At 62.2% G+C, this 24,155-nt stretch carries 18 protein-coding genes and 1 pseudogene; 16 read left to right on the plus strand and 3 right to left on the minus strand.

All coding sequences use genetic code 11. From position 1 onward, the window contains the following. Nucleotides 1–78 precede the first annotated feature (78 nt). The 4 genes from HBN98_RS17075 to HBN98_RS17090 all read left to right on the plus strand — a co-directional run bounded on the left by HBN98_RS17075 (nucleotide 79) and on the right by HBN98_RS17090 (nucleotide 6,994). The gene (locus HBN98_RS17075) at nucleotides 79–3,675 is read left to right on the plus strand and encodes a DUF2339 domain-containing protein (RefSeq protein ID WP_083367273.1); all 3,597 of its coding nucleotides are present in this window, start codon (nucleotides 79–81) and stop codon (nucleotides 3,673–3,675) included. Beyond that, the gene (locus tag HBN98_RS17080; protein WP_083367272.1) at nucleotides 3,672–5,036 is read left to right on the plus strand and encodes a DUF3999 domain-containing protein; all 1,365 of its coding nucleotides are present in this window, start codon (nucleotides 3,672–3,674) and stop codon (nucleotides 5,034–5,036) included. Before HBN98_RS17075 ends, HBN98_RS17080 begins: the two co-directional genes overlap by 4 nt. Before the next feature lie 341 nt (nucleotides 5,037–5,377). Beyond that, nucleotides 5,378–6,388: a class 1 fructose-bisphosphatase gene (locus HBN98_RS17085; RefSeq protein WP_064585553.1), complete on the plus strand. Its 1,011-nt coding sequence runs from the start codon at nucleotides 5,378–5,380 to the stop codon at nucleotides 6,386–6,388. Between the two features lie 3 nt (nucleotides 6,389–6,391). After that, nucleotides 6,392–6,994, plus strand: a complete 603-nt coding sequence (locus tag HBN98_RS17090; RefSeq protein WP_083367271.1) for a DUF924 family protein — start codon at nucleotides 6,392–6,394, stop codon at nucleotides 6,992–6,994. 107 nt (nucleotides 6,995–7,101) lie between these two features. On the opposite strand, the gene HBN98_RS28290 is transcribed toward HBN98_RS17090, so the two are convergent. Beyond that, complete coding sequence (locus HBN98_RS28290) at nucleotides 7,102–7,866, minus strand: methyl-accepting chemotaxis protein (RefSeq protein WP_373292957.1); 765 nt, start codon at nucleotides 7,864–7,866, stop codon at nucleotides 7,102–7,104. A gap of 93 nt (nucleotides 7,867–7,959) precedes the next feature. Further along, nucleotides 7,960–8,994 (minus strand): annotated as a pseudogene (locus HBN98_RS28295) (cache domain-containing sensor histidine kinase); the annotation flags it as partial. A gap of 282 nt (nucleotides 8,995–9,276) precedes the next feature. Between HBN98_RS28295 and HBN98_RS17100 the strand changes: the two are divergent. Continuing rightward, on the plus strand, nucleotides 9,277–9,531 hold the full coding sequence (locus tag HBN98_RS17100) for a hypothetical protein (protein WP_007961748.1): 255 nt from the start codon (nucleotides 9,277–9,279) through the stop codon (nucleotides 9,529–9,531). A gap of 31 nt (nucleotides 9,532–9,562) precedes the next feature. Beyond that, nucleotides 9,563–10,132 (plus strand): lipocalin family protein, encoded by a 570-nt coding sequence (locus tag HBN98_RS17105; protein WP_083367270.1) that lies wholly within the window; start codon nucleotides 9,563–9,565, stop codon nucleotides 10,130–10,132. A gap of 90 nt (nucleotides 10,133–10,222) precedes the next feature. On the opposite strand, the gene HBN98_RS17110 is transcribed toward HBN98_RS17105, so the two are convergent. Further along, entirely contained in the window at nucleotides 10,223–11,587 is a 1,365-nt protein-coding gene (locus HBN98_RS17110) for a formimidoylglutamate deiminase (RefSeq protein WP_083367269.1), read from the minus strand. Nucleotides 11,588–11,774: 187 nt separating this feature from the next. Between HBN98_RS17110 and hutC the strand changes: the two genes are divergently transcribed. From hutC to hutI, 10 genes are all read left to right on the plus strand, one after another. Further along, a complete protein-coding gene (hutC, locus tag HBN98_RS17115) occupies nucleotides 11,775–12,443 on the plus strand; it encodes a histidine utilization repressor (protein ID WP_229754992.1) in 669 nt (222 codons plus the stop codon). Beyond that, on the plus strand, nucleotides 12,440–13,012 hold the full coding sequence (locus HBN98_RS17120; protein ID WP_083367267.1) for a HutD/Ves family protein: 573 nt from the start codon (nucleotides 12,440–12,442) through the stop codon (nucleotides 13,010–13,012). The genes hutC and HBN98_RS17120 overlap by 4 nt, the downstream gene beginning before the upstream one ends. Nucleotides 13,013–13,432: 420 nt before the next feature. Beyond that, the gene (gene hutU / locus HBN98_RS17125) at nucleotides 13,433–15,100 is read left to right on the plus strand and encodes a urocanate hydratase (protein ID WP_099093345.1); all 1,668 of its coding nucleotides are present in this window, start codon (nucleotides 13,433–13,435) and stop codon (nucleotides 15,098–15,100) included. A 139-nt stretch (nucleotides 15,101–15,239) separates the two neighbouring features. Then, on the plus strand, nucleotides 15,240–16,712 hold the full coding sequence (locus HBN98_RS17130) for a purine-cytosine permease family protein (RefSeq protein ID WP_083367266.1): 1,473 nt from the start codon (nucleotides 15,240–15,242) through the stop codon (nucleotides 16,710–16,712). A gap of 69 nt (nucleotides 16,713–16,781) precedes the next feature. Next, nucleotides 16,782–17,750, plus strand: a complete 969-nt coding sequence (locus HBN98_RS17135; protein ID WP_064585562.1) for an ABC transporter substrate-binding protein — start codon at nucleotides 16,782–16,784, stop codon at nucleotides 17,748–17,750. A gap of 83 nt (nucleotides 17,751–17,833) precedes the next feature. Beyond that, on the plus strand, nucleotides 17,834–18,685 hold the full coding sequence (locus HBN98_RS17140; RefSeq protein ID WP_007949591.1) for an ABC transporter permease: 852 nt from the start codon (nucleotides 17,834–17,836) through the stop codon (nucleotides 18,683–18,685). Then, the gene (locus HBN98_RS17145) at nucleotides 18,682–19,512 is read left to right on the plus strand and encodes a quaternary amine ABC transporter ATP-binding protein (RefSeq protein WP_064585563.1); all 831 of its coding nucleotides are present in this window, start codon (nucleotides 18,682–18,684) and stop codon (nucleotides 19,510–19,512) included. Before HBN98_RS17140 ends, HBN98_RS17145 begins: the two co-directional genes overlap by 4 nt. 152 nt (nucleotides 19,513–19,664) lie before the next feature. Continuing rightward, entirely contained in the window at nucleotides 19,665–21,188 is a 1,524-nt protein-coding gene (gene hutH / locus HBN98_RS17150; protein WP_083367265.1) for a histidine ammonia-lyase, read from the plus strand. 116 nt (nucleotides 21,189–21,304) lie between these two features. Beyond that, the gene (gene hutH, locus HBN98_RS17155) at nucleotides 21,305–22,837 is read left to right on the plus strand and encodes a histidine ammonia-lyase (protein WP_064585565.1); all 1,533 of its coding nucleotides are present in this window, start codon (nucleotides 21,305–21,307) and stop codon (nucleotides 22,835–22,837) included. Nucleotides 22,838–22,939: 102 nt separating this feature from the next. Continuing rightward, nucleotides 22,940–24,145 (plus strand): imidazolonepropionase, encoded by a 1,206-nt coding sequence (gene hutI, locus HBN98_RS17160; protein WP_083367264.1) that lies wholly within the window; start codon nucleotides 22,940–22,942, stop codon nucleotides 24,143–24,145. The last annotated feature ends 10 nt before the right edge of the window (nucleotides 24,146–24,155 follow it).

Genomic DNA, 24,155 nt, shown 5'->3' on the forward strand with positions numbered 1-24,155 from the left:
CTGCCGCAGGCTGCGATCTTTTTGGATCAGGCTGCGCTAATCTTCCCGGATTGGCCTTTGCGCTTAGGGATATCGACCATGCAATGGATGTTCATGTTGATCGGGCTGGTGCTCGGCTGGTTGCTCGACGAGTCGTTCAGCGCCGCGTTGCTGGGTGCGCTGCTCGGGCTGGCGATCGGGCAATCGCTGCGTATTGCCCGGCTCGGCACGCAGACCGCCGAACAACAGCGTCAACTTGAACAGGCAAAGGTCGCCTTGCACGCCGTCGAGCAGCGCTTGTTTCTGCTTGAAGGTGTAGGGGGGCGTACCACACCGCCGAGTATTGAGCCGGTTGCGGACGCCGTCGTCGAGCCGGTCACCGTCGCCGAACAAGCATCCGCTCCCACGCCTGATCTGGTCTGGGAACTGCCCCCCGAACTCGAACCGATCTCTGCCGTCGCCAGCGAAACCAGCCAGCCGCTACCGGCCGATGTCTGGCGTCTGGACGCCGTCAGCGACGAGCCGGCAGCCCCCGCACCTCTCGCCGAACCCCGTGGCCCGAACCTCATCGAGCGCGGCATCAGCGCTGCGCGCAACTGGCTGTTCGGCGGCAACACCGTGCTGCGGGTCGGCGTGGTGCTGTTGTTCTTCGGCCTGGCCTTCCTGTTGCGCTACGCCACCGAAGGCATGGTGGTGCCGATCGAACTGCGTTACGCCGGTGTTGCGGCGGCGGCTTTGGCTCTGTTGGCGCTGGGCTGGTGGCTGCGTCGGCGCAACAGCAGTTATGCGCTGATTTTGCAGGGCACCGGGATTGCGGTCCTGTACCTGACGGTGTTTGCGGCGATGCGCCTGCACCCGTTGCTCGACCCGTCCGCCGCGCTGGGCCTGTTGGTGGCCGTGACGGTGTTCTCGGCGATTCTCGCCATTACTCAAGATGCGCTGGGCCTGGCTGCCGCTGCGGCATTGGGCGGCTTCGCCGCGCCGATCCTGACCTCGACCGGGGAGGGCAACCATGTTGCGCTGTTCAGCTATTTCGCACTGCTCAACGCCGGCATTCTCGCCATCGCCTGGTTCAAGGCCTGGCGTCTGCTCAACCTGATCGGTTTCGTCGGCACCTTCGGTATCGGTTTCGCCTGGGGGCTGCGTTTGTATGCGCCTGAGTTGCTGTGGAGCACCGAGCCGTTCCTGATCCTGTTCTTCCTGATGTACCTGGCCATCGGCCTGCTGTTCGCCCGGCGCAAGTTGCTTGATATGCCCGATGCGCCGGCGGACGGCGACCGCGAGGCGCTGTTGCACTGGTCGGCCCGCAAGGGCGACTACGTCGACGGCACGATGCTGTTCGGGCCGCCGATCGTGGGCTTCGGTCTGCAGTTTGCGCTGGTGCAGCACCTGGAGTTCGCGGCCGCGTTCAGTGCGCTGGCGCTGGGCGTGATCTACATGGGGCTGGCCCGGGTATTGATGGGCGGCCGTGCCTTGTTGTTGGGCGAAACCTGTCTGGCGTTGGGGGTGATTTTTGCCAGCCTGGCGATCCCGCTCGGCCTCGATGCGCGCTGGACCTCGGCGGCGTGGGCGGTGGAGGGCGCGGGGATTTTCTGGCTCGGCTTGCGTCAGCAGCGGCCGTTCGCCCGAGCGTTTGCCCTGCTGCTGCAACTGGGTTCGGCGCTGGCCTTCCTCAGTCAGTTGCGGGTCGGTGAAAGCAGCTTGCTCGACGGCGCACCGTTGGGCGCATTGATGCTCGGCATCGCGCTGCTGTTCAGTTTCTACCAGTTGCGCAAGGCCGCGCCGGAACAGGCTGCACCGTGGGAGCGCCAAGGCCTTCCGGTGCTGGCGGCCCTGGGTCTGAGCTTCCTGTACCTGCTGGCGCCGCTGTTGTTCTTTGTTCAAACCACGGCGATCAGTTGGGCGCTGGCCGGGCTGGCAACGTTGTTCGTTGGCCTGCGCCTGCAATCGCGCACGTTCCTGTTCACCGCGTTTGCCGTGCAGTTGCTCGGTGGTGCGTTGTTCCTGTTGCGCCTGCAAGGTGCGGGTGAGGGTTCGGCGGCGGTGTTCAGCGCTGGCTGGAGCGGTTTGCTCAGCGCATCCCTGATCGGTCTGGCATTGATCGCCGGCATGCTGCTGGCGGCGCGCGACGAGATGGTGCGCGGTGATGTGCGTCTGCTGCGTGGCTTGTCGGTGGTGCTGTTGGCGGGGTTGGTGCTGATCAATCTGGCGGTGCTGTTCGTGTTGCCATGGCAAACCGCGAGCGCGGTGTGGGCAGCCAGCGGATTGCTGATCATCTGGCTGAGCCTGTACCTCAAGCAGCGCGTGAGTTTTGTCTTTGGTCTGTTGTTGCAGTTGATCGGCGGCGCGGCGTTTTTGCTGGTCGGTCCCGAGTTACTCGGACCGCTGTCCAGCGAAGGTCTGCGACCGCTGGCCCATGGCGGCTTCTGGACGCCACTGGTGTTGGGGCTGGCGGCCATGATCGGGGCCTGGCGCCTGCAACTGGGCAATCACCCTTCGGCATTCGATGCGCTGAGTTTGCAGCGCCTGTCTGAGCTGCTGCTGGTGTGGGGCGCCGGCTGGTGGGTGCTGGCGTGGGTCAGCGAGGTGTCGCGTTTTGCGCCGTGGAATCTGGAGGCGACGCTGTTGCTGCTGGTCGCCGCACTGAGCGTGGCGTTGTGGACAGTGTTGTCGCTGCGTCTGAAATGGCCGGCGTTGGGCCTGCTCTGCACCTTGCTGATTCCGGCCGCGGGGCTGGTGTTGCTGGCGGCGTGGCATGCGCGTTATCACCCTGCGGCGAACTTCGGCTGGCTGGCGTGGGCGCTGGTGTTCGCCGTGCATTTCTTCAGCTTGCGGCGTCTGGCGCCGATGCTGCCGGCGCTGGCCCTGAGCACCGCGCATGTGCTCGGCTGCTGGCTGCTGATCGGCGTGCTGGCGCTGGAGTTGCGTTACGGCCTGCTGATGTTGTCCGAGCAATATAACGCCTGGCGCTGGCTGGGTTGGGCGATCCTGCCGAGCCTGTATCTGTTGCTGGCGGCGGCTCCGCGCAACTGGCCGTGGCCGGTGGCAGCGTTCCCCCGCGAATATCGTTTGTACGCCGCGGCGCCCCTTGCGGTGCTGATGCTGGCGTGGTTCTGGCTGGCCAACGGCGTCAGCGACGGCAACGCCGAACCGCTGCCGTACGTGCCGCTGCTCAACCCGCTGGAGTTGGGCCTGCTGTTCGCGCTGTTCGGGGTGTACGTGTGGTCGCGCCATGCGGTGACGCAGTTTGCCCTGCGCAAGGATTACGCCGAGTACGCCACGCAACTGGTCGCTGGAGTTTCGCTGTTTGCCTTCTGCACCGCGCTGGTGACCCGCGCCGCGCACCATTGGGCGGGAATCCCGTTCGAGCTGGATCTGCTGCTCGAATCGATGCTGGTGCAGGCCGGGTTGTCCATCGTCTGGACGCTGATGGCGCTGGGCCTGATGATCGGCGGGCATCTGCGTCACCGGCGCGAGGTGTGGCTGATCGGCGCGGCGCTGATTGCGCTGGTGGTGGCGAAACTGGTTTTTGTCGAATTGAGCAACCGTGGCGGACTGGCGCGGATCGTCTCGTTTATCGGCGTCGGCGTGTTGCTGCTGGTGGTGGGCTATTTTGCCCCGCTGCCGCCCAAGCGCATCGAAGCCGAACCGGCGGCGGACAAACCCGTGCCGGACATTGAAGGAGTTTCATCTTGAGTCGCATGCTGAATCTGGGGTGGTTGGCGTTGGGCGTGGTGATGGCTGCCGGCGCCCAGGAAAAACCGGCGGACTTCGCCACGCAGGTGCCGCTGGCGGTCAGTGGCAACGGCCCTTGGTATCGCCTCGAACTGCCGTTGAGCGCGCAACTGCAGGCACGCCAGACCGATCTCAGCGACCTGCGCGTATTCAACGCCGCCGGCGAACCGCAAGCCTACGCCCTGGCCCGGGAATCGGCGCAGACCCGCGATGACGGTCAGTTGCATGACGTGAAGTGGTTCCCGCTGTACAACGCCGCCGACGCCAACGAGCGTGCGCCCAACGTACGCGTGCAATCGACCACCACCGGCACGCTGGTGGAGGTGCAGCCGTCCACTCAACTGGAGGCCGGCGAAGAAGTGCTACGTGGCTGGCTGCTCGACGCCAGCGCGATCAAAGCGCCGTTGCAGCAGCTGATTCTCGACTGGACCAGCGAACGCGACGGCTTTCAGCGCTTCAGCATTGAGGCCAGCGACGACTTGCAGCACTGGCAGGCGTGGGGCGAAGGCCAGGTGGCGCGGCTGACCTTTTCCGATGAGCGCATCGAACAGCACGAAGTGACGTTACCCGGGCAATCCGCACGCTATGTGCGCTTGCTATGGGAATCGCCGAATTCGGCACCGACGCTGACTTCGGCGCAACTGAAAAGCAGCGACCCGCGCAACGTGCCGCTGCCGTTGGTCTGGTCGCCAGCGTTGGCGGGCAGCAGCGCCAAGGCGGGCGAGTACACCTGGCAGTTGCCGATGGGGCTGAACGTCGAGCGGGTGCAGGTGGAACTCAAGCAAGCGAACAGCCTGGCCCCGGTGACGCTGGCCGGCCGGCGCGAGAGCAGCCTGCCGTGGCAGACACTGAGCAACGGCTTGCTGTACCGCCTGACCCAGAATGGTCAGGACGTGGTGCAGAACGAATTGCAGCTGTATGGGCAGCCTGTGCAGCAACTGAAACTGACGGTGGACGAACGCGGCGGCGGACTTGGCGAGCAGGCACCGAGCCTGAAATACGCGGTGCGGGCGACCCAGGTGATTTTCCTTGCCCGTGGTGACGGGCCTTACAGTCTGGCGCTGGGCAATTCGACGGTGAAAACCGCGAACCTGCCACTGAGCACGCTGATTCCGGATTTCAAACCGGAGAAACTCGCGACGCTGGGCCAGGCGAAGGTGCAGGGTGAAGCGGTTGCGACGCAGACCTCGCCGGCAACCACCGCAGCGGTGGCCGAGACCAATTGGAAGAAAATCGGTTTGTGGGCGGTATTGCTGGTGAGTGTGGTGTTCCTCGGGGCGATGGCGGCGAGTCTGCTGCGCAAGCCACCGACCAATTCCTGAGCATGGCTGGCGCTGCGCGCCATTCGCGAGCAGGCTCGCTCCCACAGTAGATCTTCAATGGACGCAATTCAGCGGTCACCCCCGATTCCCTGTGGGAGCGAGCCTGCTCGCGAAAGCGGCGTGTCAGCCCATACATATTCCGAACTGATCAATTAACCCCCAGCCACACCCGTCCGATTTCCAACTACGCTAAACCCGCTACCTGAACTCTCCATCGACAATCACGTCTCATGCAGGCAAATACACCCCAACGCACGTTACCGGGCGTCTTCGCTCGCTACGTTTTCAGACTCCCTGTAAACTGCGCGGGTTTTTAGCCCCCCATTCCACCGGAGCCGTCCATGTCCCGCGTTACCCTGAGTCGCTATTTGATTGAGCAGACCCGCAGCAATAACACTCCTGCCGATCTGCGTTTCCTGATCGAAGTGGTGGCGCGTGCTTGCAAAGAGATCAGCCACGCCGTGTCCAAAGGCGCCCTGGGTGGTGTTCTGGGCAGCATGGGCACTGAAAACGTCCAAGGCGAAGTGCAGAAGAAGCTCGACGTGCTGTCGAACGAGATCCTGCTCGAAGCCAACGAATGGGGCGGTCACCTGGCCGGCATGGCGTCCGAAGAAATGGACAATGCCTACCAGATCCCGGGCAAATACCCGAAAGGCGCGTACCTGCTGGTGTTCGACCCACTGGACGGTTCGTCGAACATCGACATCAACGCCCCGGTCGGCACCATCTTCTCGGTACTGCGTTGCCCGAACGAATACCTGAGCCAGAACGAACCGCTGAACGAAAAAGCCTTCCTGCAGCCAGGCACCCAGCAAGTGGCCGCCGGATACGCGATCTACGGCCCACAGACCATGCTGGTGCTGACCCTGGGCGACGGCGTCAAAGGCTTCACCCTGGACCGCGAAATGGGCAGCTTCGTCCTGACTCACGAAGACATCACCATTCCTGAAACCACCCAGGAATTCGCGATCAACATGTCCAACCAGCGCCACTGGGAAGCCCCGGTACAACGCTACGTCAGCGAATTGCTGGCCGGCGAAGAAGGTCCGCTGAAGAAGAACTACAACATGCGCTGGGTTGCCGCGATGGTCGCCGACGTGCACCGCATCCTGACCCGTGGTGGTCTGTTCATGTACCCACGTGACAGCCGCGAGCCGTCGAAGCCGGGCAAACTGCGTCTGATGTACGAAGCCAACCCGATGTCGTTCCTGGTGGAACAGGCCGGCGGCGCGTCCACCGACGGCCACCAGCGCATCCTCGACATCAAGCCAGAAGGCCTGCACCAGCGTGTAGCGGTGTTCCTCGGCTCGAAAGAAGAAGTGGCGCGCGCCACGGCATACCACAAGGAATAAACCATGCACGCGCCCTGGCAGCCGTTGCTCGATTGGTGGTTCGGACACGCCGAATCACCGGACGAAATCTCGGCTGACAAGGGCAAGTTGTGGTTCGGCAAGCGTGACAGCCAAGACCTCGAAGCGCGTGAGCGTTTCGGGGTCTTTGTCGATCAGGCCCTCGCGGGCGGATTGACCGAGTGGACGCAATGTCCCGAAGGTTGGCTGGCGGTGGTGCTGCTGCTCGATCAACTGCCGCGAATGATCTTTCGCGACTCTCCCAAAGCATTCTCGGGTGATCTGCGTGCGCAGAAGCTTGTCGCGCAGGGCATTGCGGCGGACTTTGATCGGCAACTGAAGCCGATCCAGCGCGTATTCATCTACCTCGTCTTCGAACACTGCGAAAACCTCGCGGTGCAGAACGAAGCCGTTTCGCGCTTTATCGAACTGGTGGCTGAGCAGCCGCAGGCGCAGCGTGCTGTGTTTGCCGACAATCTGGACTATGCCGAGCGGCATCAGAAAGTGATTGCACGGTTTGGACGGTTTCCGCATCGCAATGCGGTGTTGGGACGGGAGTCTACGGCTGAGGAGTTGGTGTTTTTGTCTGGGCCGGGGTCACGGTTCTAAATCTTCATCACGACTCAATCCCTCTTCGCGAGCAGGCTCGCTCCCACAGTTGAAATGCATTCCAATGTGGGAGCGAGCCTGCTCGCGAAGGGGCCAGTGGCAGTGCTTTAAATGCGGAAGCTGCCGACCAACTGCTTGAGGCGCGCCGCCTGCTGCTCCAGATCCGAACACGCACGCAGGGTTGCCTGCAAGTTCTCCACACCTTCCTGGTTCAGCGTGTTGATCTCGTTGATGTCGACGTTGATCGACTCGACCACGGCGGTCTGCTCCTCGGTCGCGGTGGCCACCGACTGGTTCATCCCGTCGATCTCGCCAATGCGCTGGGTCACGCTGCCCAGGCGTTCGCCGGCCTGGTTGGCGATGCCGACGCTGCTTTCGCTCTCGCGCTGGCTCTCGGTCATGATGCTCACGGCCTGACGCGCGCCGACTTGCAGCTCTTCGATCATCTTCTGCACTTGCTGCGCCGAATCCTGAGTGCGGTGTGCGAGGTTGCGCACCTCGTCAGCAACCACGGCGAAACCACGACCGGCCTCACCGGCGCGGGCTGCTTCGATCGCTGCGTTGAGCGCCAGCAGGTTGGTCTGTTGCGAGATGCTGGTGATCACTTCCAGAATCTGCCCGATGTTCACCGTGTTGCTGTTCAGGGTTTCGATGTTGGCGCAGGAATCGCTGATCTTTGCCGACAGTTGCTGCATGGCGTGGATGGTTTTATCCACAACCTGCTGACCGTCGACCGCCAGGCTGCGCGCATCGCTGGAGTGCTGCGAGGCGAGGGCGGCGTTCTGCGCGATTTCCTGGGCGGCGGCGCCGAGCTGGTTGATCGCGGCGGCCACGCTGTTGGTGCGGCTGGCTTGCTGGTCGGAGTTGTACATCGACGAGTTCGACGCCGCGACCACGCGCAGGGCGACTTCGTTGACCTGACCGGTGGCCGAGGACACTTCGCGGATCGAGGTGTGAATACGCTCGACGAAGCGGTTGAACGACAGGCCCAGCGCACCGAATTCGTCGTGGCCGTGAATCACCAGACGCTTGGTCAGGTCGCCTTCACCTTCGGCGATGTCGTGCATCGCACGGCCCATGGTCAGCAGCGGCTGCATCAGTACGCGGATCAGCATGCCCAGCAGGGCGATGATGATCACCACGGCAATCACCATGGCGATCAGCGCCGAGGTGCGGAACTCGCTGAGCATCGAGAACGCGGTGTCCTTGTCCAGCACCAGCGCCACATACCAGTCGGCCGATGGCACGCCGTTGACGCGGGTGAACGAGATCAGTTGGGTCTTGCCGTCGAACTCGACTTCTTTCAGGCCCGGGCTGACTTTCGGTGCGCCGTTCGGGTAGGCCTCGGCGAGCGTCTTGAGCACCAGTTTGCTGTCCGGGTGGATCAGGATTTTGCCATCGGCGCTGACGATGAACGCATGGCCGTGGCCACCAAAGTTGAGCGAGTTGATGATCGCGCTGACGCTGGTCAGGTCGATGTCCGCACCGGCCACACCGATCATCTGGCCCTGACGCTGCACCGGGGTGGCGACGGTGATCACCAGTTTGCCCGACGAGGCGGCGATGTACGGCTCGGTGACGATGGTCTGCTGGGCGCTGGTGGCCGCCTTGTACCAGCCACGGGCGCGCGGATCGTAATCCGGCGCACGATTGCCGGCGGGTACGGAGAACATCACGCCGTCAGCGCCACCGAAGTAGCTGAGCTGGAAATTGCCGGTGTAGGCGGGCAGGTCGATGATGCGTTTCAGGCTGGCGGGGGCGCTGCCGTCGGCGGCGACTTGCTGCGACAGCGATTGCAGCAACTGGATGCGGCTTTCCAGCCAGGTCTGGATGTTGCTGGTGGTGAGGCTGCCCAGCTCCTGCATCGAAGCCTCGGTGCTGCTGCTCAGGGCTTCGCGTTGTCGATAGTCGTTGAAGAAAATGAAACAGGCGAACGCTACGGCCACCACGAGGGCGGCAGCCAACAAGATCTTGTGGCTGAATTTCATGTTTCTGGTCATCGAATGAACTACCGCGAAGGGGCTGGTCGAGAAAGGGCGGCAATTTGCCACACTCGGAGGCTTTGCGCTGCTCTTATTTCGACCGCGGCGCGCCAAAGATTAGGCGGTTTTGAGGAAATGCGACGAAATGCTCAATAGCCGCAAAAAGTCGCTGATTTGCCGGTAAATGCCAGACGAGCGGAGCAATAAATAGCCACCCGCGTGGGGAACCAGAAAGGGGTTTTCTCTTCTAAGCTTCTGGTTGGCGCCATGCCACCCCCCTTCCGCTCCAGGAGTTACTTCATGTCGCTGCGATCTATCGCCCTTCTGACTTTTTGCGTGCTGCTGGCCGCATGCAGCAAGGTCAATCAGGAAAACTATTCCAAGCTTTCGGCCGGCATGGCCAAGGCCGAAGTGGAGACGCTGCTCGGCAAACCCACTGACTGCTCGGGCGCGCTCGGCATGTCCAGTTGCACCTGGGGCGACCAGAAAAGCTTTATCAGCGTGCAGTACGCCGGTGACAAAGTGTTGATGTTTTCCGGCCAAGGCCTGAAGTAATCCGGGGCTACGCGCCCACGGGAGAAAAATAATGAAGCGGTTATTGTTTGTTCTTTTTGCCGGCCTGGTACTGGCCGGCTGCGCCACGCACGGTGAAGATCCGCTGGCGCCCAAGACAGTCCACAGCGTCAACCTCAAGCGTTACCAGGGCACCTGGTACGAACTGGCGCGACTGCCGATGTACTTCCAGCGCAATTGCGCGCAGTCCGAAGCCCATTACGCGCTCAGGCCTGACGGCAACGTCGATGTGCTCAATCGCTGCCTGACCGCCGACTGGCAGTGGGAAGAGGCCAAGGGCAAAGCTTATCCACAGGTGCCGGGCAAGACCGACAAACTGTGGGTCGAGTTCGATACCTGGTTCTCACGGCTGATTCCGGGTGTGGCGAAAGGCGAATACTGGGTGTTGTACGTCAGCGATGACTACAAGACCGCCATCGTCGGCGACCCGAGCCGCAAATACCTTTGGCTGCTGTCCCGCACGCCGGCCGTCAATGGTGTGGTGCGTGAGGAGCTGCTGAGCAAGGCGCGGCAGCAGGGTTATGACACCACGCGACTGATCTGGCGCGCGACCGATCGGCAGATGGCCAAAACTTCGAATTAAGAGCGAAAAGATCGCAGCCTTCGGCAGCCCCTACTGGAACCATCTCATTTCCATGTAGGCGCTGCCGCAGGCTGCGATCTTTTGCTTTTCTTAGCCTAAAATTTCGCGCAGAACCTGGGTGAACGCGCGAGCACTGTCTTCTTCGCCAGCATGCCGCCCCTCACGCACCACCCACTGGCCGTTGACCAGCACATCGCGCACCTGGCGATCGCCGCCGGCGAACAACCAGCGATTCAGGATCCCGTCACCTTGGGCCGTGGCCAGATACGGATCATTGCCATCCAGCACGATCCAGTCCGCACGCTTGCCAACCTCCAGTGCGCCAATCGGTTGCCCCAGCGCCTGGGCGCCGCCCTCCAGCGCGGTGTCATACAGGGTGCGCCCGACCATCGGCTGATCCGCGCCATACAAGCGGTTGCGGCGTTGATCGCGCAGGCGCTGGCCGTATTCCAGCCAACGCAGTTCTTCGACCACGCTGAGCGAGACATGGCTGTCCGAACCGATGCCCATGCGCCCGCCCTGGGCGAGGAAATCCACCGCCGGGAAGATTCCGTCGCCGAGGTTGGCTTCCGTGGTCAGGCACAGGCCGGCGATGGCGCGACTCTTGGCCATCAGCGTGACTTCTTCCGGGTTGGCGTGGGTCGCGTGGACCAGGCACCAGCGCTGATCGACTTCGGTGTTTTCGTAGAGCCATTGCAACGGACGACGACCGCTCCAGCTCAGGCAGTCATCGACTTCCTTCTGCTGTTCGGCGATGTGAATGTGCACCGGGCACTGCTTGTCGCTGGCCGCCAGCACTTCGCTGATCTGCTGCGGGGTGACCGCGCGTAACGAGTGGAAGCACAACCCCAGCGATTGCGCCTTTTGCTGCGCCAGCAGTGGCTGCAGGCGTGATTGCAGATTCAGATAGTTTTCGGTGCTGTTGATGAAGCGGCGCTGGCCGTCGTTCGGCGTCTGCCCGCCAAAACCTGCGTGGCTGTAGAGCACCGGCAGCAGGGTCAGGCCGATGCCACTTTCACTCGCCGCCTGGCTGATACGCAGCGCCAATTCAGCCGGATCAGCATATGGCTGGCCGTTATTGTCGTGATGCACGTAATGGAATTCGGCGACCGAGGTGTAACCGGCCTTGAGCATCTCGATGTACAGCTGGCGGGCGATGACGCCGAGTTGCTCCGGGCTGATTTTTCCGACCAGCCGATACATCAGGTCGCGCCAGGTCCAGAAACTGTCATTGGGATTACCGGCGACTTCGGCCAGGCCGGCCATCGCGCGCTGGAAAGCGTGAGAGTGCAGATTGGGCATGCCCGGCAACAGCGGACCGCTCAGCCGTTCGGCGCCATCTGCAGTGGAATCGGCCAGGATTTGGGTCAACACGCCTTCGGCGCTGACCTCAAGACGTACATTGTTGGCCCATCCGTTAGGCAGCAGCGCGCGTTCGGCAAAGAAGGCGGACATGGTTCAGCACCCCATCGTGTGTTATTTGTATATACATATACAGACGTTTGCCTGCCCGGTAAACTCCGGCAAGCTAGTCACTTTCATCAATGAACAGGGATCAACCGTGCCGACTCCGCCTCCAGTCTCCCCGTTGGCCGCGAACCTGGGCGACAGTCCGGCGCCCTTGTACGCCCGCGTCAAACAGATGATCACCCAGCAGATCGACAGCGGTAACTGGCCGCCGCACTACCGCGTGCCGTCGGAAAGCGAACTGGTCAACCAGCTCGGCTTCAGCCGCATGACAATCAACCGCGCGCTGCGCGAGATGACCGCCGACGGTATGCTGGTGCGCATGCAAGGTGTCGGCACGTTCGTCGCCGAACCGAAGAGCCAGTCTGCGCTGTTCGAAGTGCACAACATCGCCGACGAAATCGCCTCCCGTGGCCATCGCCACACCTGCCAGGTGATCACCCTCGAAGAAGAGGCCGCCGGTTCCGAGCGCGCACTGGCGCTGGACATGCGCGAAGGGCAGAAGGTCTTCCATTCGCTGATCGTGCATTACGAAAACGACATTCCGGTGCAAATCGAAGACCGTTTCGTCAACGCGCTGGTCGCTCCGGAATACCTCAAGCAGGACTTCACCCTGCAAACCCCTTACGCCTATCTCAACCAGGTGGCGCCGCTGACCGAGGGCGAGCACGTGGTCGAAGCGATCCTCGCCGAGCCGTCCGAGTGCAAGTTGTTGCAGATCGAAAAAGGCGAGCCGTGCCTGTTGATCCGCCGCCGCACGTGGTCGGGGCGTCAGCCGGTGACGGCGGCGCGCCTGATCCACCCGGGTTCCCGTCATCGTCTGGAAGGACGCTTTCATAAATGAGCAGTGAAGTGAAAGTTTTACGCGCCGAGGGTTACCCGCGCATGCCGTGGAAAAACGGCGGCGGCAGCACTGAAGAAATCACCCGCGACGCCGGCGCCGGCCTTGAGGGTTTCGGCTGGCGCCTGTCGATTGCCGACATTGCCGAGTCGGGCGGCTTTTCGACCTTTACCGGTTACCAGCGAGTCATCACGGTGTTGCAGGGCGATGGCATGACCCTGTGCGTCGACGGCGATGACACACGCCCGCTGTTACCGCTCGACCCGTTCGCTTTCAGTGGCGAAAGCCAGGTGTCGTGCACGCTGCTCGGCGGCGCCATTCGCGACTTCAACCTGATCTACGCACCACAGCGCTACAGCGCACGACTGCAGTGGCTGGACGGTGAGCAGCGGTTTTTCAGCTCGGCATCGACGGTGCTGGTGTTCAGTGTCAGTGAGCTGCTCGAAGTAACGGTCGGTGAAAAGACCGCGCAGCTTGGACGGCATGATTGCCTGCAACTGGACGGTAACACCGGGCTGGTTGAGGTCGCGGCCAATGGCGGTTGCTGCGTGATCGAACTGACCGCACGCTGATCTCCCTGCTCATATAAAACACTTGTGGTGAGGGGATAAATCCCCTCACCACAAGTGCATTCACAAGCTCTGTTTCCCTTCACGCACCAACTTGTTACCGAACGCCCCAGCGTGGCGCAAAACCTCGCTTTCGTAACAGCCGTCCATTCCCCCCGAACACCTCCGCGAAAATTTTCATCAACGCCGAAAGCCTTGTTTCAGGCGCTCTGTAGCCCTGTCCGCGATTTTTCCTGAACGCCCCTCCAGCAAGTTGGCCGCTTGATTGCATATGCTTGTATGTACAAGTAAAGACGTATGCGTATAAGTCCGCAGCGTCCACTGATTCGCTTGTCGCGCATTGAGGCGCGCAGGCTGCTTGCCCACTGCCAGGGTTGGTTTGAATTGATCGCTGAGGAGTTCTCTTTCGTGACTGACAACAAAATGACTAAGTTTCGCGACGTCGAAATCCGTGCATCGCGCGGCAACAAGCTGACCGCCAAGAGCTGGCTGACCGAAGCGCCGCTGCGCATGCTGATGAACAACCTCGACCCGGAAGTGGCCGAGAACCCGAAAGAGCTGGTGGTCTACGGTGGTATCGGTCGCGCTGCGCGCAACTGGGAGTGCTACGACAAGATCGTCGAGAGCCTGACCAACCTGAACGACGACGAGACCCTGCTGGTGCAATCCGGCAAGCCGGTCGGCGTGTTCAAGACCCACAGCAATGCCCCGCGCGTGCTGATCGCCAACTCCAACCTCGTACCGCACTGGGCGAGCTGGGAACACTTCAACGAACTCGACGCCAAAGGCCTGGCCATGTACGGCCAGATGACCGCCGGCAGCTGGATCTACATCGGCAGCCAGGGCATCGTCCAAGGCACCTACGAAACCTTCGTTGAAGCCGGTCGCCAGCATTACAACGACAACCTCAAGGGCAAGTGGGTGCTGACCGCAGGTCTCGGCGGCATGGGCGGCGCACAACCGTTGGCGGCAACGCTGGCCGGCGCTTGCTCGCTGAACATCGAATGCCAGCAGGTGAGCATCGATTTCCGCCTGAAAAGCCGCTACGTCGACGAGCAAGCCAAAGACCTCGACGACGCGCTGGCGCGCATCGCCAAATACACCGCCGAAGGCAAAGCGATCTCCATCGCGCTGCTGGGCAACGCCGCAGAAATTCTCCCGGAACTGGTCAAGCGCGGCGTACGCCCGGACATGGTCACCGACCAGACCAGCGCCCACGACCCGCTCAACGGTTACCTGCCAGCCGGCTGGACCTGGGACGAGTACCGCGCCCGCGCCAAGACCGAGCCGGCCGCTGTGATCAAAGCCGCCAAGCAATCGATGGCCGTACACGTGAAAGCGATGCTGGAATTCCAGAAGCAAGGCATTCCGACCTTCGACTACGGCAACAACATCCGTCAGATGGCGCAGGAAGAAGGCGTGGAAAACGCGTTCGACTTCCCGGGCTTCGTACCGGCCTATATCCGTCCGCTGTTCTGCCGTGGCATCGGCCCGTTCCGCTGGGCGGCGCTGTCGGGCGATCCGCAAGACATCTACAAAACCGACGCCAAGGTCAAAGAACTGATCCCGGACGACGCGCACCTGCACAACTGGCTGGACATGGCCCGTGAGCGCATCAGCTTCCAGGGTCTGCCGGCACGTATCTGCTGGGTCGGTCTGGGCCTGCGCGCCAAGCTCGGTCTGGCCTTCAACGAAATGGTGCGCAGCGGTGAGCTGTCGGCACCGATCGTGATCGGTCGCGACCACCTCGACTCCGGCTCGGTGGCCAGCCCGAACCGCGAAACCGAATCGATGCAGGACGGTTCCGACGCTGTGTCCGACTGGCCACTGCTCAACGCTCTGCTGAACACCGCGAGCGGCGCGACCTGGGTTTCCCTGCACCACGGCGGTGGCGTGGGTATGGGCTTCTCGCAGCACTCTGGCATGGTGATTGTCTGCGACGGTACCGATGAAGCGGCCGAGCGCATTGCCCGTGTGCTGCACAACGACCCGGCCACCGGGGTCATGCGTCACGCCGATGCCGGTTACCAGATCGCCATCGACTGCGCCAAGGAGCAGGGTCTGAACCTGCCGATGATTACCGGTAAATAAACGCACAACCCTGTAGGAGCTGCTGAAGGCTGCGATCTTGGCGTCATTACCCACGCCGAAGATCAAAAGATCGCAGCCTGCGGCAGCTCCTGCAGAGATCCGGCCAACACAACGAATAACAATCCACAGAGGTTGAATCATGGCTGTAACCCCCGATCGTGCAGGCAACAAACCGTTGATCGAAAGGCGTTCGATCGACTACATCCCGGAAGCGGAAAGACACGGTCGTCTGTTGAGCCAGTTCACCCTGTGGATGGGGGCGAACCTGCAAATCACCGCGATTGTCACCGGGGCCTTGGCCGTGGTGCTGGGCGGTGATGTGTTCTGGTCGTTGATCGGTCTGTTGATCGGTCAACTGCTGGGCGGCGGCGTGATGGCGCTGCACGCGGCGCAAGGGCCGAAGCTTGGCCTGCCGCAGATGATTTCCAGCCGCGTGCAGTTCGGCGTCTATGGCGCGGCGATCCCGATTGTTCTGGTGTGCCTGATGTACCTGGGCTTCACCGCTACCGGCACCGTGTTGTCCGGTCAGGCGCTGGGCCAGTTGTTCGGCGTCAGCGACACCGTTGGCATCCTGCTGTTCGCCAGCGTCATTGTGCTGGTCACGGTGCTCGGATATCGGGTGATCCACTGGATCGGCCGCGTCGCCAGCGTGATTGGCGTGATCGCCTTCGTGTACCTGTTCAGCCGTCTGCTGAGTCAGGTCGATGTCGGGGCACTGTTGCAGATCCGCCACTTCAGCTGGAGCAGCTTCCTGCTGGCGGTGTCGCTCGCGGCGTCCTGGCAGATCGCGTTCGGCCCGTATGTGGCGGACTATTCGCGCTACCTGCCGAGCAAGGTTTCCTCGGTGAAAACCTTCTTCGCCGCGGGTGCTGGTTCGGTGATCGGGGCGCAAGTGGCGATGGTTCTTGGCGTGTTCGCCGCCGCTTCGGCCAACGGCCAGTTTGCCGGTCACGAAGTGGCTTACATCGTCGGTCTGGGCGGCACCGGTGCCACCGCGGCGCTGCTGTACTTCAGCATCGCGTTCGGCAAGGTGACCATCTCGACGCTGAACTCCTACGGCAGCTTCATGTGCATCGCCACCATCATCAGTGGCTTCCGTGGGCACCTGACGGTCTCGCGCATGCAGCGTCTGGTATTCGTGCTGGTGATCGTCGGTGCGGCGACCCTGATCGCCTTGCTTGGCCAGCACTCGTTCCTCGGTGCATTCAAGTCGTTCATTCTGTTCCTGCTGGCGTTTTTCACGCCTTGGAGCGCGATCAACCTGGTCGACTATTACTGCATCACCCGTGAGCGCTATGACGTACCGGCGCTGGCGGATCCGAACGGTCGCTACGGGCGCTGGAACCTGCTCGGGATCAGCATCTACGTGTTCGGTGTGCTGGTGCAGCTGCCGTTCATCTCCACCAAGTTCTACACCGGCCCGCTGGTGGCCGCCCTTGGCGATGTGGACATCTCCTGGATCATCGGTCTGGTGTTGCCTGCCGCCCTGTATTACGTGTGCGCCAAAAAATGGCACGGCTCGGTGCCTGATCATCTGATTCTGCCGGTCGAGCAGAACAGCGTTGTACCACCTGAAAAAAGTGGGGCCGGTCGCGCTGCGGCGCAGGCCTGATTGGACGTGGACAGGGCTGGATGCCTCTTGACTGCCGTAAGCCAATTCATGATTAGGAGCGTCGCAACAATGAAATCGAACAAGACCCTGCTCACCACATTGCTGTCCATGGGCCTGTTGGCCAGTGCCGGCGCCACCCAGGCCGCCGGTTGGTGCGAATCCGGCAAACCGGTGAAATTCGCCGGCCTGAACTGGGAAAGCGGCATGCTGCTGACCGACGTGCTGCAAGTGGTGCTGGAGAAAGGTTACGACTGCAAGACCGACAGCCTGCCGGGCAACTCCATCACCATGGAGAACGCGCTGAGCAGTAACGATATTCAAGTGTTCGCCGAAGAATGGGTCGGCCGCAGCGAGGTCTGGAACAAGGCCGAGAAGGCCGGCAAGGTCGTCGGTGTCGGTGCGCCGATCGTCGGCGCCGTGGAAGGCTGGTACGTGCCGCGCTACGTGATCGAAGGTGACGCCAAGCGCAAGCTTGAGCCGAAGGCCCCGGACCTGAAAAACATTGCCGATCTGGGCAAATACGCCGCCATCTTCAAAGACGCCGAAGAGCCGTCCAAGGGCCGTTTCTACAACTGCCCGGCGGGCTGGACCTGTGAGCTGGACAACAGCGAAATGCTCAAAAGCTACGGTCTGGAAAGCACCTATACCAACTTCCGTCCGGGCACCGGCCCGGCGCTGGATGCGGCGGTGCTGTCGAGCTACAAGCGTGGCGAGCCGATCCTGTTCTACTACTGGTCGCCAACCCCGCTGATGGGCCAGATCGACGCGGTCAAACTCGACGAGAAACCGGGCGTCGACAAGACCGTGAGCATCAAGGTCGGCCTGTCGAAAACCTTCCACGAGCAAGCCCCGGAACTGGTGGCCGTGCTGGAAAAGGTCAACCTGCCGATCGACCTGCTGAACCAGAACCTGGGACGCATGGCGAAGGAACGTATCGAGTCGCCAAAACTGGCGAAAATCTTCCTCAAGGAACATCCTGAGGTCTGGCATGCGTGGGTCAGTGACGACGCAGCCAAGAAAATCGACGCGGCGCTGTAGGTCGATACCTCCCGGCTAACCGTGAGGCTGGCCGGGAGATATGCCGTAATCGCTTGATTGAGATTTCTGATTGAGAGCCGCTTATGTTTCCCGAAAGCTTTACCTTTTCCATCGCCGACTGGGTCAACGGTTGGGTCGATTCGCTGGTCACCAATTACGGTGATGTGTTCCGCCACATCTCGGACACCCTGCTGTGGGCCATCGTCAACCTCGAAGGCCTGCTGCGTGCGGCGCCGTGGTGGTTGATGCTGGCAATCGTCGGCGTCGTCGCCTGGCACGCCACGCGTAAAGTGGTGACCACCGCCGTCATCGTCGGTCTGCTGTTCCTGGTGGGCGCCGTCGGCCTGTGGGACAAACTCATGCAGACCCTGGCGCTGATGATGGTCGCGACGATCATTTCGGTGCTGATCGGCATTCCGCTGGGGATTCTCTCGGCGCGCAGCAATCGCCTGCGTTCGGTGCTGATGCCGCTGCTCGACATCATGCAGACCATGCCGAGTTTCGTGTACCTGATCCCGGTGCTGATGCTGTTCGGCCTGGGCAAGGTCCCGGCGATTTTCGCCACGGTGATCTACGCCGCACCGCCGCTGATCCGCCTGACCGATCTGGGCATTCGCCAGGTCGACGGCGAAGTGATGGAAGCGATCAACGCTTTTGGTGCCAACCGCTGGCAGCAATTGTTCGGCGTGCAACTGCCGCTGGCCCTGCCGAGCATCATGGCCGGGATCAACCAGACCACCATGATGGCCCTGTCGATGGTGGTGATCGCCTCGATGATCGGCGCCCGTGGTCTGGGTGAAGATGTGCTGGTGGGGATTCAGACCCTCAACGTCGGACGCGGCCTCGAAGCCGGTCTGGCGATCGTGATTCTCGCAGTGGTCATCGACCGCATTACTCAGGCGTACGGTCGGCCACGGCATGAGGTGAGCAAATGAGCAACGCAACCGTGAGCAAGATCGAAGTCAAAAACGTCTTCAAGATTTTCGGCAACCGCGCCAAGGATGCACTGGCGATGGTCGGCCAAGGCAAGACCAAGGATCAGGTGCTGAACGAGACCGGTTGCGTGGTCGGCGTTAACGACCTGTCGCTAAGCATCGGCACCGGCGAGATCTTCGTGATCATGGGCCTGTCCGGTTCGGGCAAATCGACGCTGGTGCGCCACTTCAATCGCCTGATCGATCCGACCAGCGGCGCGATCCTTGTCGATGGTGTGGACATCCTGCAATACGACATGGACGCCCTGCGCGAATTTCGCCGGCACAAGATCAGCATGGTGTTCCAGAGCTTCGGCCTGCTGCCGCACAAGACCGTGATCGAGAACGTCGCCTACGGCCTGAAAGTGCGTGGCGAGAGCAAGCAGATGTGCTCCGAACGCGCGTTGCACTGGATCAACACCGTGGGCCTCAAAGGCTACGAAAACAAATACCCGCATCAGCTCTCCGGTGGCATGCGTCAGCGCGTCGGCCTGGCCCGTGCACTGGCGGCGGACACCGACATCATCCTGATGGACGAAGCGTTCAGTGCGCTCGATCCGCTGATCCGCGCCGAGATGCAGGACCAGTTGCTGGAGCTGCAAAAGACCCTGCACAAAACCATCGTGTTCATCACCCACGACCTCGACGAGGCCGTGCGCATCGGCAACCGCATCGCGATCCTCAAGGATGGCCGCCTGATTCAGGTCGGCACCCCGCGCGAGATCCTGCATTCGCCGGCGGATGAGTATGTCGACCGGTTCGTGCAGCGGCGGGCGGCGGTGGTTTGAGCACTTGAGGGAGACTGCTGTTGTGGCGAGGGAGCTTGCTCCCGCTCGAGCGCGCAGCGGTCGCAAAAACGTTGGGCCTGCTTCGCAGTCCAGCGGGAGCAAGCTCCCTCGCCACAGGTTTTTGTATCAACAGAATTGGTATGAGGTTTTAGATGTCCCAGGCTGAAAAAATCATCATCACCGGCGGCCCCCTGCGTTGGCAGGACGTGGTCGCCGTCGCCCGTTACGGCGCGCAACTTGAGCTGTCGAGCGAGACCTGGGTGCGCATCGAAAATGCTCAGGCCATCGTCCAGCGCATTGTCGAAAGCGGCGAGCGCGCCTATGGCGTCAACACCGGTCTGGGCGGTTTGTCCAACGTCTCGCTGAAAGACGAACAACTCAGCCAGCTCTCGCGCAATACCTTGCTCAGCCACGCCTGCGGCGTCGGCCCGGTGCTGGCGGACGAGCAGACCCGCGCGATCCTCTGCGCGGCGATCCACAACTACAGCCACGGCAAATCCGGCATTCATCGCCGCGTAGTCGAAGCGCTGCTGGCGCTGCTCAATCGCGGCATCACCCCCCAGGTTCCTGCGCAAGGTTCGGTGGGCTACCTGACGCACATGGCGCACATCGGCATCGCGTTGCTGGGCGTGGGCAATGTCAGCTATCGCGGGCAAATCACCTCGGCGCAACAGGCGCTGGCCGAAGCAGGGCTGCAACCGGTGCAACTTGGCGCGAAGGACGGCTTGTGCCTGGTCAATGGCACACCGTGCATGACCGGCCTCAGCTGTCTGGCGATTGCCGATGCCACGCGGCTGGTGCAATGGGCCGATGTCATCGGTGCCATGAGCTTCGAAGCCCAGCGCGGCCAGATTGCGGCGTTCGACGCCGAGATCATCGCGCTCAAGCCGCACCCTGGCATGCAGCAGGTCGGGATCAATCTGCGCGCGTTGCTCGATGGCAGTGAAGTGATTGCGGCGAGCCAAGGCATCCGCACTCAGGATGCGCTGAGCATCCGTTCGATCCCGCAGGTCCACGGCGCGGCGCGTGATCAGTTGGAGCACGCGATCAAGCAAGTGGAAGCCGAACTCAACGGCTGCACTGACAATCCGCTGCTGTTGGGCACGCCGGACAACTTCCGGGTGATGTCACAAGCCAATCCGCACGGCCAGTCGGTGGCGATGGCGGCGGACTTGCTGGCGATTGCCATAGCCGAAATCGGCTCGATTGCCGAGCGCCGTCTCGATCGTCTGGTCAACCCGCATGTCAGCGGTTTGCCGGCGTTTCTGGTGGCCAATCCGGGGGTGAACTCCGGGATGATGATCGTGCAATACGTCGCCGCGTCGCTGTGTGCGGAAAACCGCCAGTTGGCGCAGCCGGCGGTGCTCGACAACTATGTCACCTCGGGCCTGCAGGAAGACCACCTGAGCATGGGCACCAGCGCCGCGCTCAAACTTCACCGTGCCCTGGAAAACTGCACGCAGATCCTCGCCATCGAATATCTGCTGGCGGCGCAGGCCTTTGAATTCCTCAAGGAACAGCGCTTTGGCGCGGGCACTGACCGGGCGTGGCGACTGCTGCGCGAAACGGTCCCGGCTTACGATCAGGATCGCTGGCTGGCGCCGGATATTGCTGCCGCCGCAAGCGTGTTGAAAAACCCGAATTCGCTGCACAACGTATTACCGAATCTGCACTGACAATACCCATACCAGCGTGCCAAGGCGCGGATCGCTCAGAAGGCGAGAGGCGACGGATAACGGAATGCTCCGGAGCGACTGGTAGTTAATAACAAACTCTCAAAAGGAGCATTTAAATGACTGCGCTGAACCTGATTCCCGGCCAACTGAGCCTGGCCCAACTGCGTGACGTTTATCAGAACCCGGTCAAGCTGACCCTCGACCACAGCGCCTCCGCGCAGATCGAGGCCAGCGTCGCTTGCGTTGAACAGATCCTCGCCGAGAACCGCACCGCCTACGGCATCAACACCGGTTTCGGCCTGCTGGCCTCGACCCGCATCGCCAGCGAAGACCTGGAAAATCTCCAGCGCTCACTGGTGCTGTCCCACGCCGCCGGTGTCGGCCAGCCGATCAGTGATGAGCTGGTGCGCCTGATCATGGTGCTCAAGGTCAACAGCCTCAGCCGTGGTTTCTCCGGCATCCGCCGCGTGGTGATCGATGCGCTGATTGCACTGATCAACGCCGAGGTTTATCCGCACATTCCGCTGAAAGGTTCGGTCGGTGCCTCGGGTGACCTCGCGCCATTGGCACACATGTCGCTGGTGCTGCTGGGCGAGGGCAAGGCGCGTTACAAGGGCGAGTGGATGGAAGCGACCGAAGCGCTGAAAGTCGCCGGTCTGACCCCGCTGACCCTGGCCGCAAAAGAAGGCCTGGCGCTGCTCAACGGCACTCAGGTGTCCACCGCATTTGCCCTGCGCGGCCTGTTTGAAGGTGAGGATCTGTTTGCCGGTGCCATCGCCTTGGGCGGTCTGACCGTTGAAGCGGTGCTCGGCTCGCGCTCGCCGTTCGACGCGCGCATCCACGCTGCCCGTGGCCAGAAGGGCCAGATCGACGCCGCTGCCGCTTACCGTGATCTGCTGGGTGAGCGCAGCGAAGTTTCCGATTCGCACCAGAACTGCGAGAAGGTTCAAGACCCGTACTCGCTGCGTTGCCAGCCGCAAGTCATGGGCGCCTGCCTGACCCAGTTCCGCCAGGCCGCCGAAGTGCTGGTCGTCGAAGCCAACGCCGTGTCGGATAACCCGCTGGTTTTCGCCGCTGAAGGTGACGTGATTTCCGGCGGCAACTTTCACGCTGAACCGGTGGCCATGGCCGCCGACAACATGGCTCTGGCCATCGCTGAAATCGGCTCGCTGAGCGAGCGCCGCATCTCGCTGATGATGGACAAGCACATGTCGCAACTGCCGCCGTTCCTGGTGGCCAACGGCGGGGTCAACTCCGGTTTCATGATCGCCCAGGTGACGGCTGCTGCACTGGCCAGCGAGAACAAGGCGCTGTCCCATCCGCATTCGGTCGACAGCCTGCCGACCTCGGCCAACCAGGAAGACCACGTGTCCATGGCCCCGGCCGCCGGCAAGCGCCTGTGGGAAATGGCCGAGAACACTCGCGGGATTCTCGCAGTGGAATGGCTGGCGGCGGTGCAGGGCCTGGACCTGCGCAACGGTCTGAAGACCTCGGCCAAACTGGAACAGGCGCGGGCGATTCTGCGTAAGGAAGTGCCGTTCTATGAGAAGGACCGCTTCTTTGCGCCGGACATCAATGCGGCGACCGAGTTGTTGGCTTCGCGGTGTCTGACCGAACTGGTTCCAGGCAAGCTTTTGCCTAGCCTGTAATGGCCTCTTCGCGAGCAGGCTCGCTCCCCCAGTTGTAATGCGTACCTCTGTGGGAGCGAGCCTGCTCGCGAAATCGATTTTGAATACTGTGGAGACTAAGGGATGAAAACCCTCTGGCAACACTGCCACGTCGCAACCATGGCGCAAGGCGTTTACTCGATCATCGAGGATGCGGCCATCGTGACGTCCGGTGCGCAAATCGAGTGGATCGGCCCGCGCACTCAATTGCCCTCCGGCGAATACCCGGCGGTCAACGACCTGCAAGGCGCGTGGGTCACCCCCGGCCTGATCGATTGCCACACTCACACCGTGTTCGGCGGTAACCGCAGCGGCGAATTCGAAAAGCGTCTGCAAGGCGTCAGCTACGCGGAAATTGCAGCGCAGGGCGGTGGCATCGCCAGCACCGTGCGCGCCACCCGTGAAGCGAGCGAAGACGAGTTGTTCGCCAGCGCCGCCAAACGCCTGAAAAGCCTGATGCGCGATGGCGTGACCACGGTCGAGATGAAGTCCGGCTACGGTCTGGATCTGGCCAGCGAACGCAAGATCCTGCGGGTCATCCGGCGTCTGCAGATAGAGCTGCCGATCAGCGTGCGCAGCACCTGTCTGGCCGCCCACGCGTTGCCGCCGGAGTACAAGGATCGCGCTGACGACTACATCGAGCACATCTGCGCCGAGATGCTTCCGGCGCTGGCCGCCGAAGGGCTGGTCGACGCCGTGGATGCGTTCTGCGAATACCTGGCGTTCTCGCCGGAGCAGGTCGAGCGGGTGTTCATCACCGCACAGAAACTCGGTCTGCCGGTGAAGCTGCACGCCGAACAATTATCCTCGCTGCATGGCTCCAGCCTGGCGGCGCGCTATCACGCGTTGTCCGCCGATCATCTGGAGTTCATGGATGAAGACGATGCCATCGCCATGGCCAAGTCCGACACCGTCGCGGTGCTGCTGCCGGGGGCGTTCTATTTCCTGCGCGAAACCCAGTTGCCGCCGATGGACGCCTTGCGCAAGCACAAGGTGAAAATCGCCATCGCCAGCGACCTCAACCCCGGCACCTCGCCGGCGCTGTCGCTGCGCCTGATGCTGAACATGGCGTGCACCTGTTTTCGCATGACCCCGGAAGAAGCCCTGGCCGGCGCGACCATTCATGCCGCGCAAGCCCTGGGCATGGCCGATACGCATGGCTCGCTGGAAGTCGGCAAGGTCGCGGATTTTGTCGCCTGGCACATCGATCGTCCGGCGGACCTGGCTTATTGGCTCGGTGGCGATCTGGACAAACGCGTCGTGCGTCACGGCGTTGAATCACGTTTGTAGGAGAGCGGTT

The sequence above is a fragment of the Pseudomonas koreensis genome, assembly GCF_012986595.1.
Taxonomy (GTDB): Bacteria; Pseudomonadota; Gammaproteobacteria; order Pseudomonadales; family Pseudomonadaceae; genus Aquipseudomonas; species Aquipseudomonas koreensis.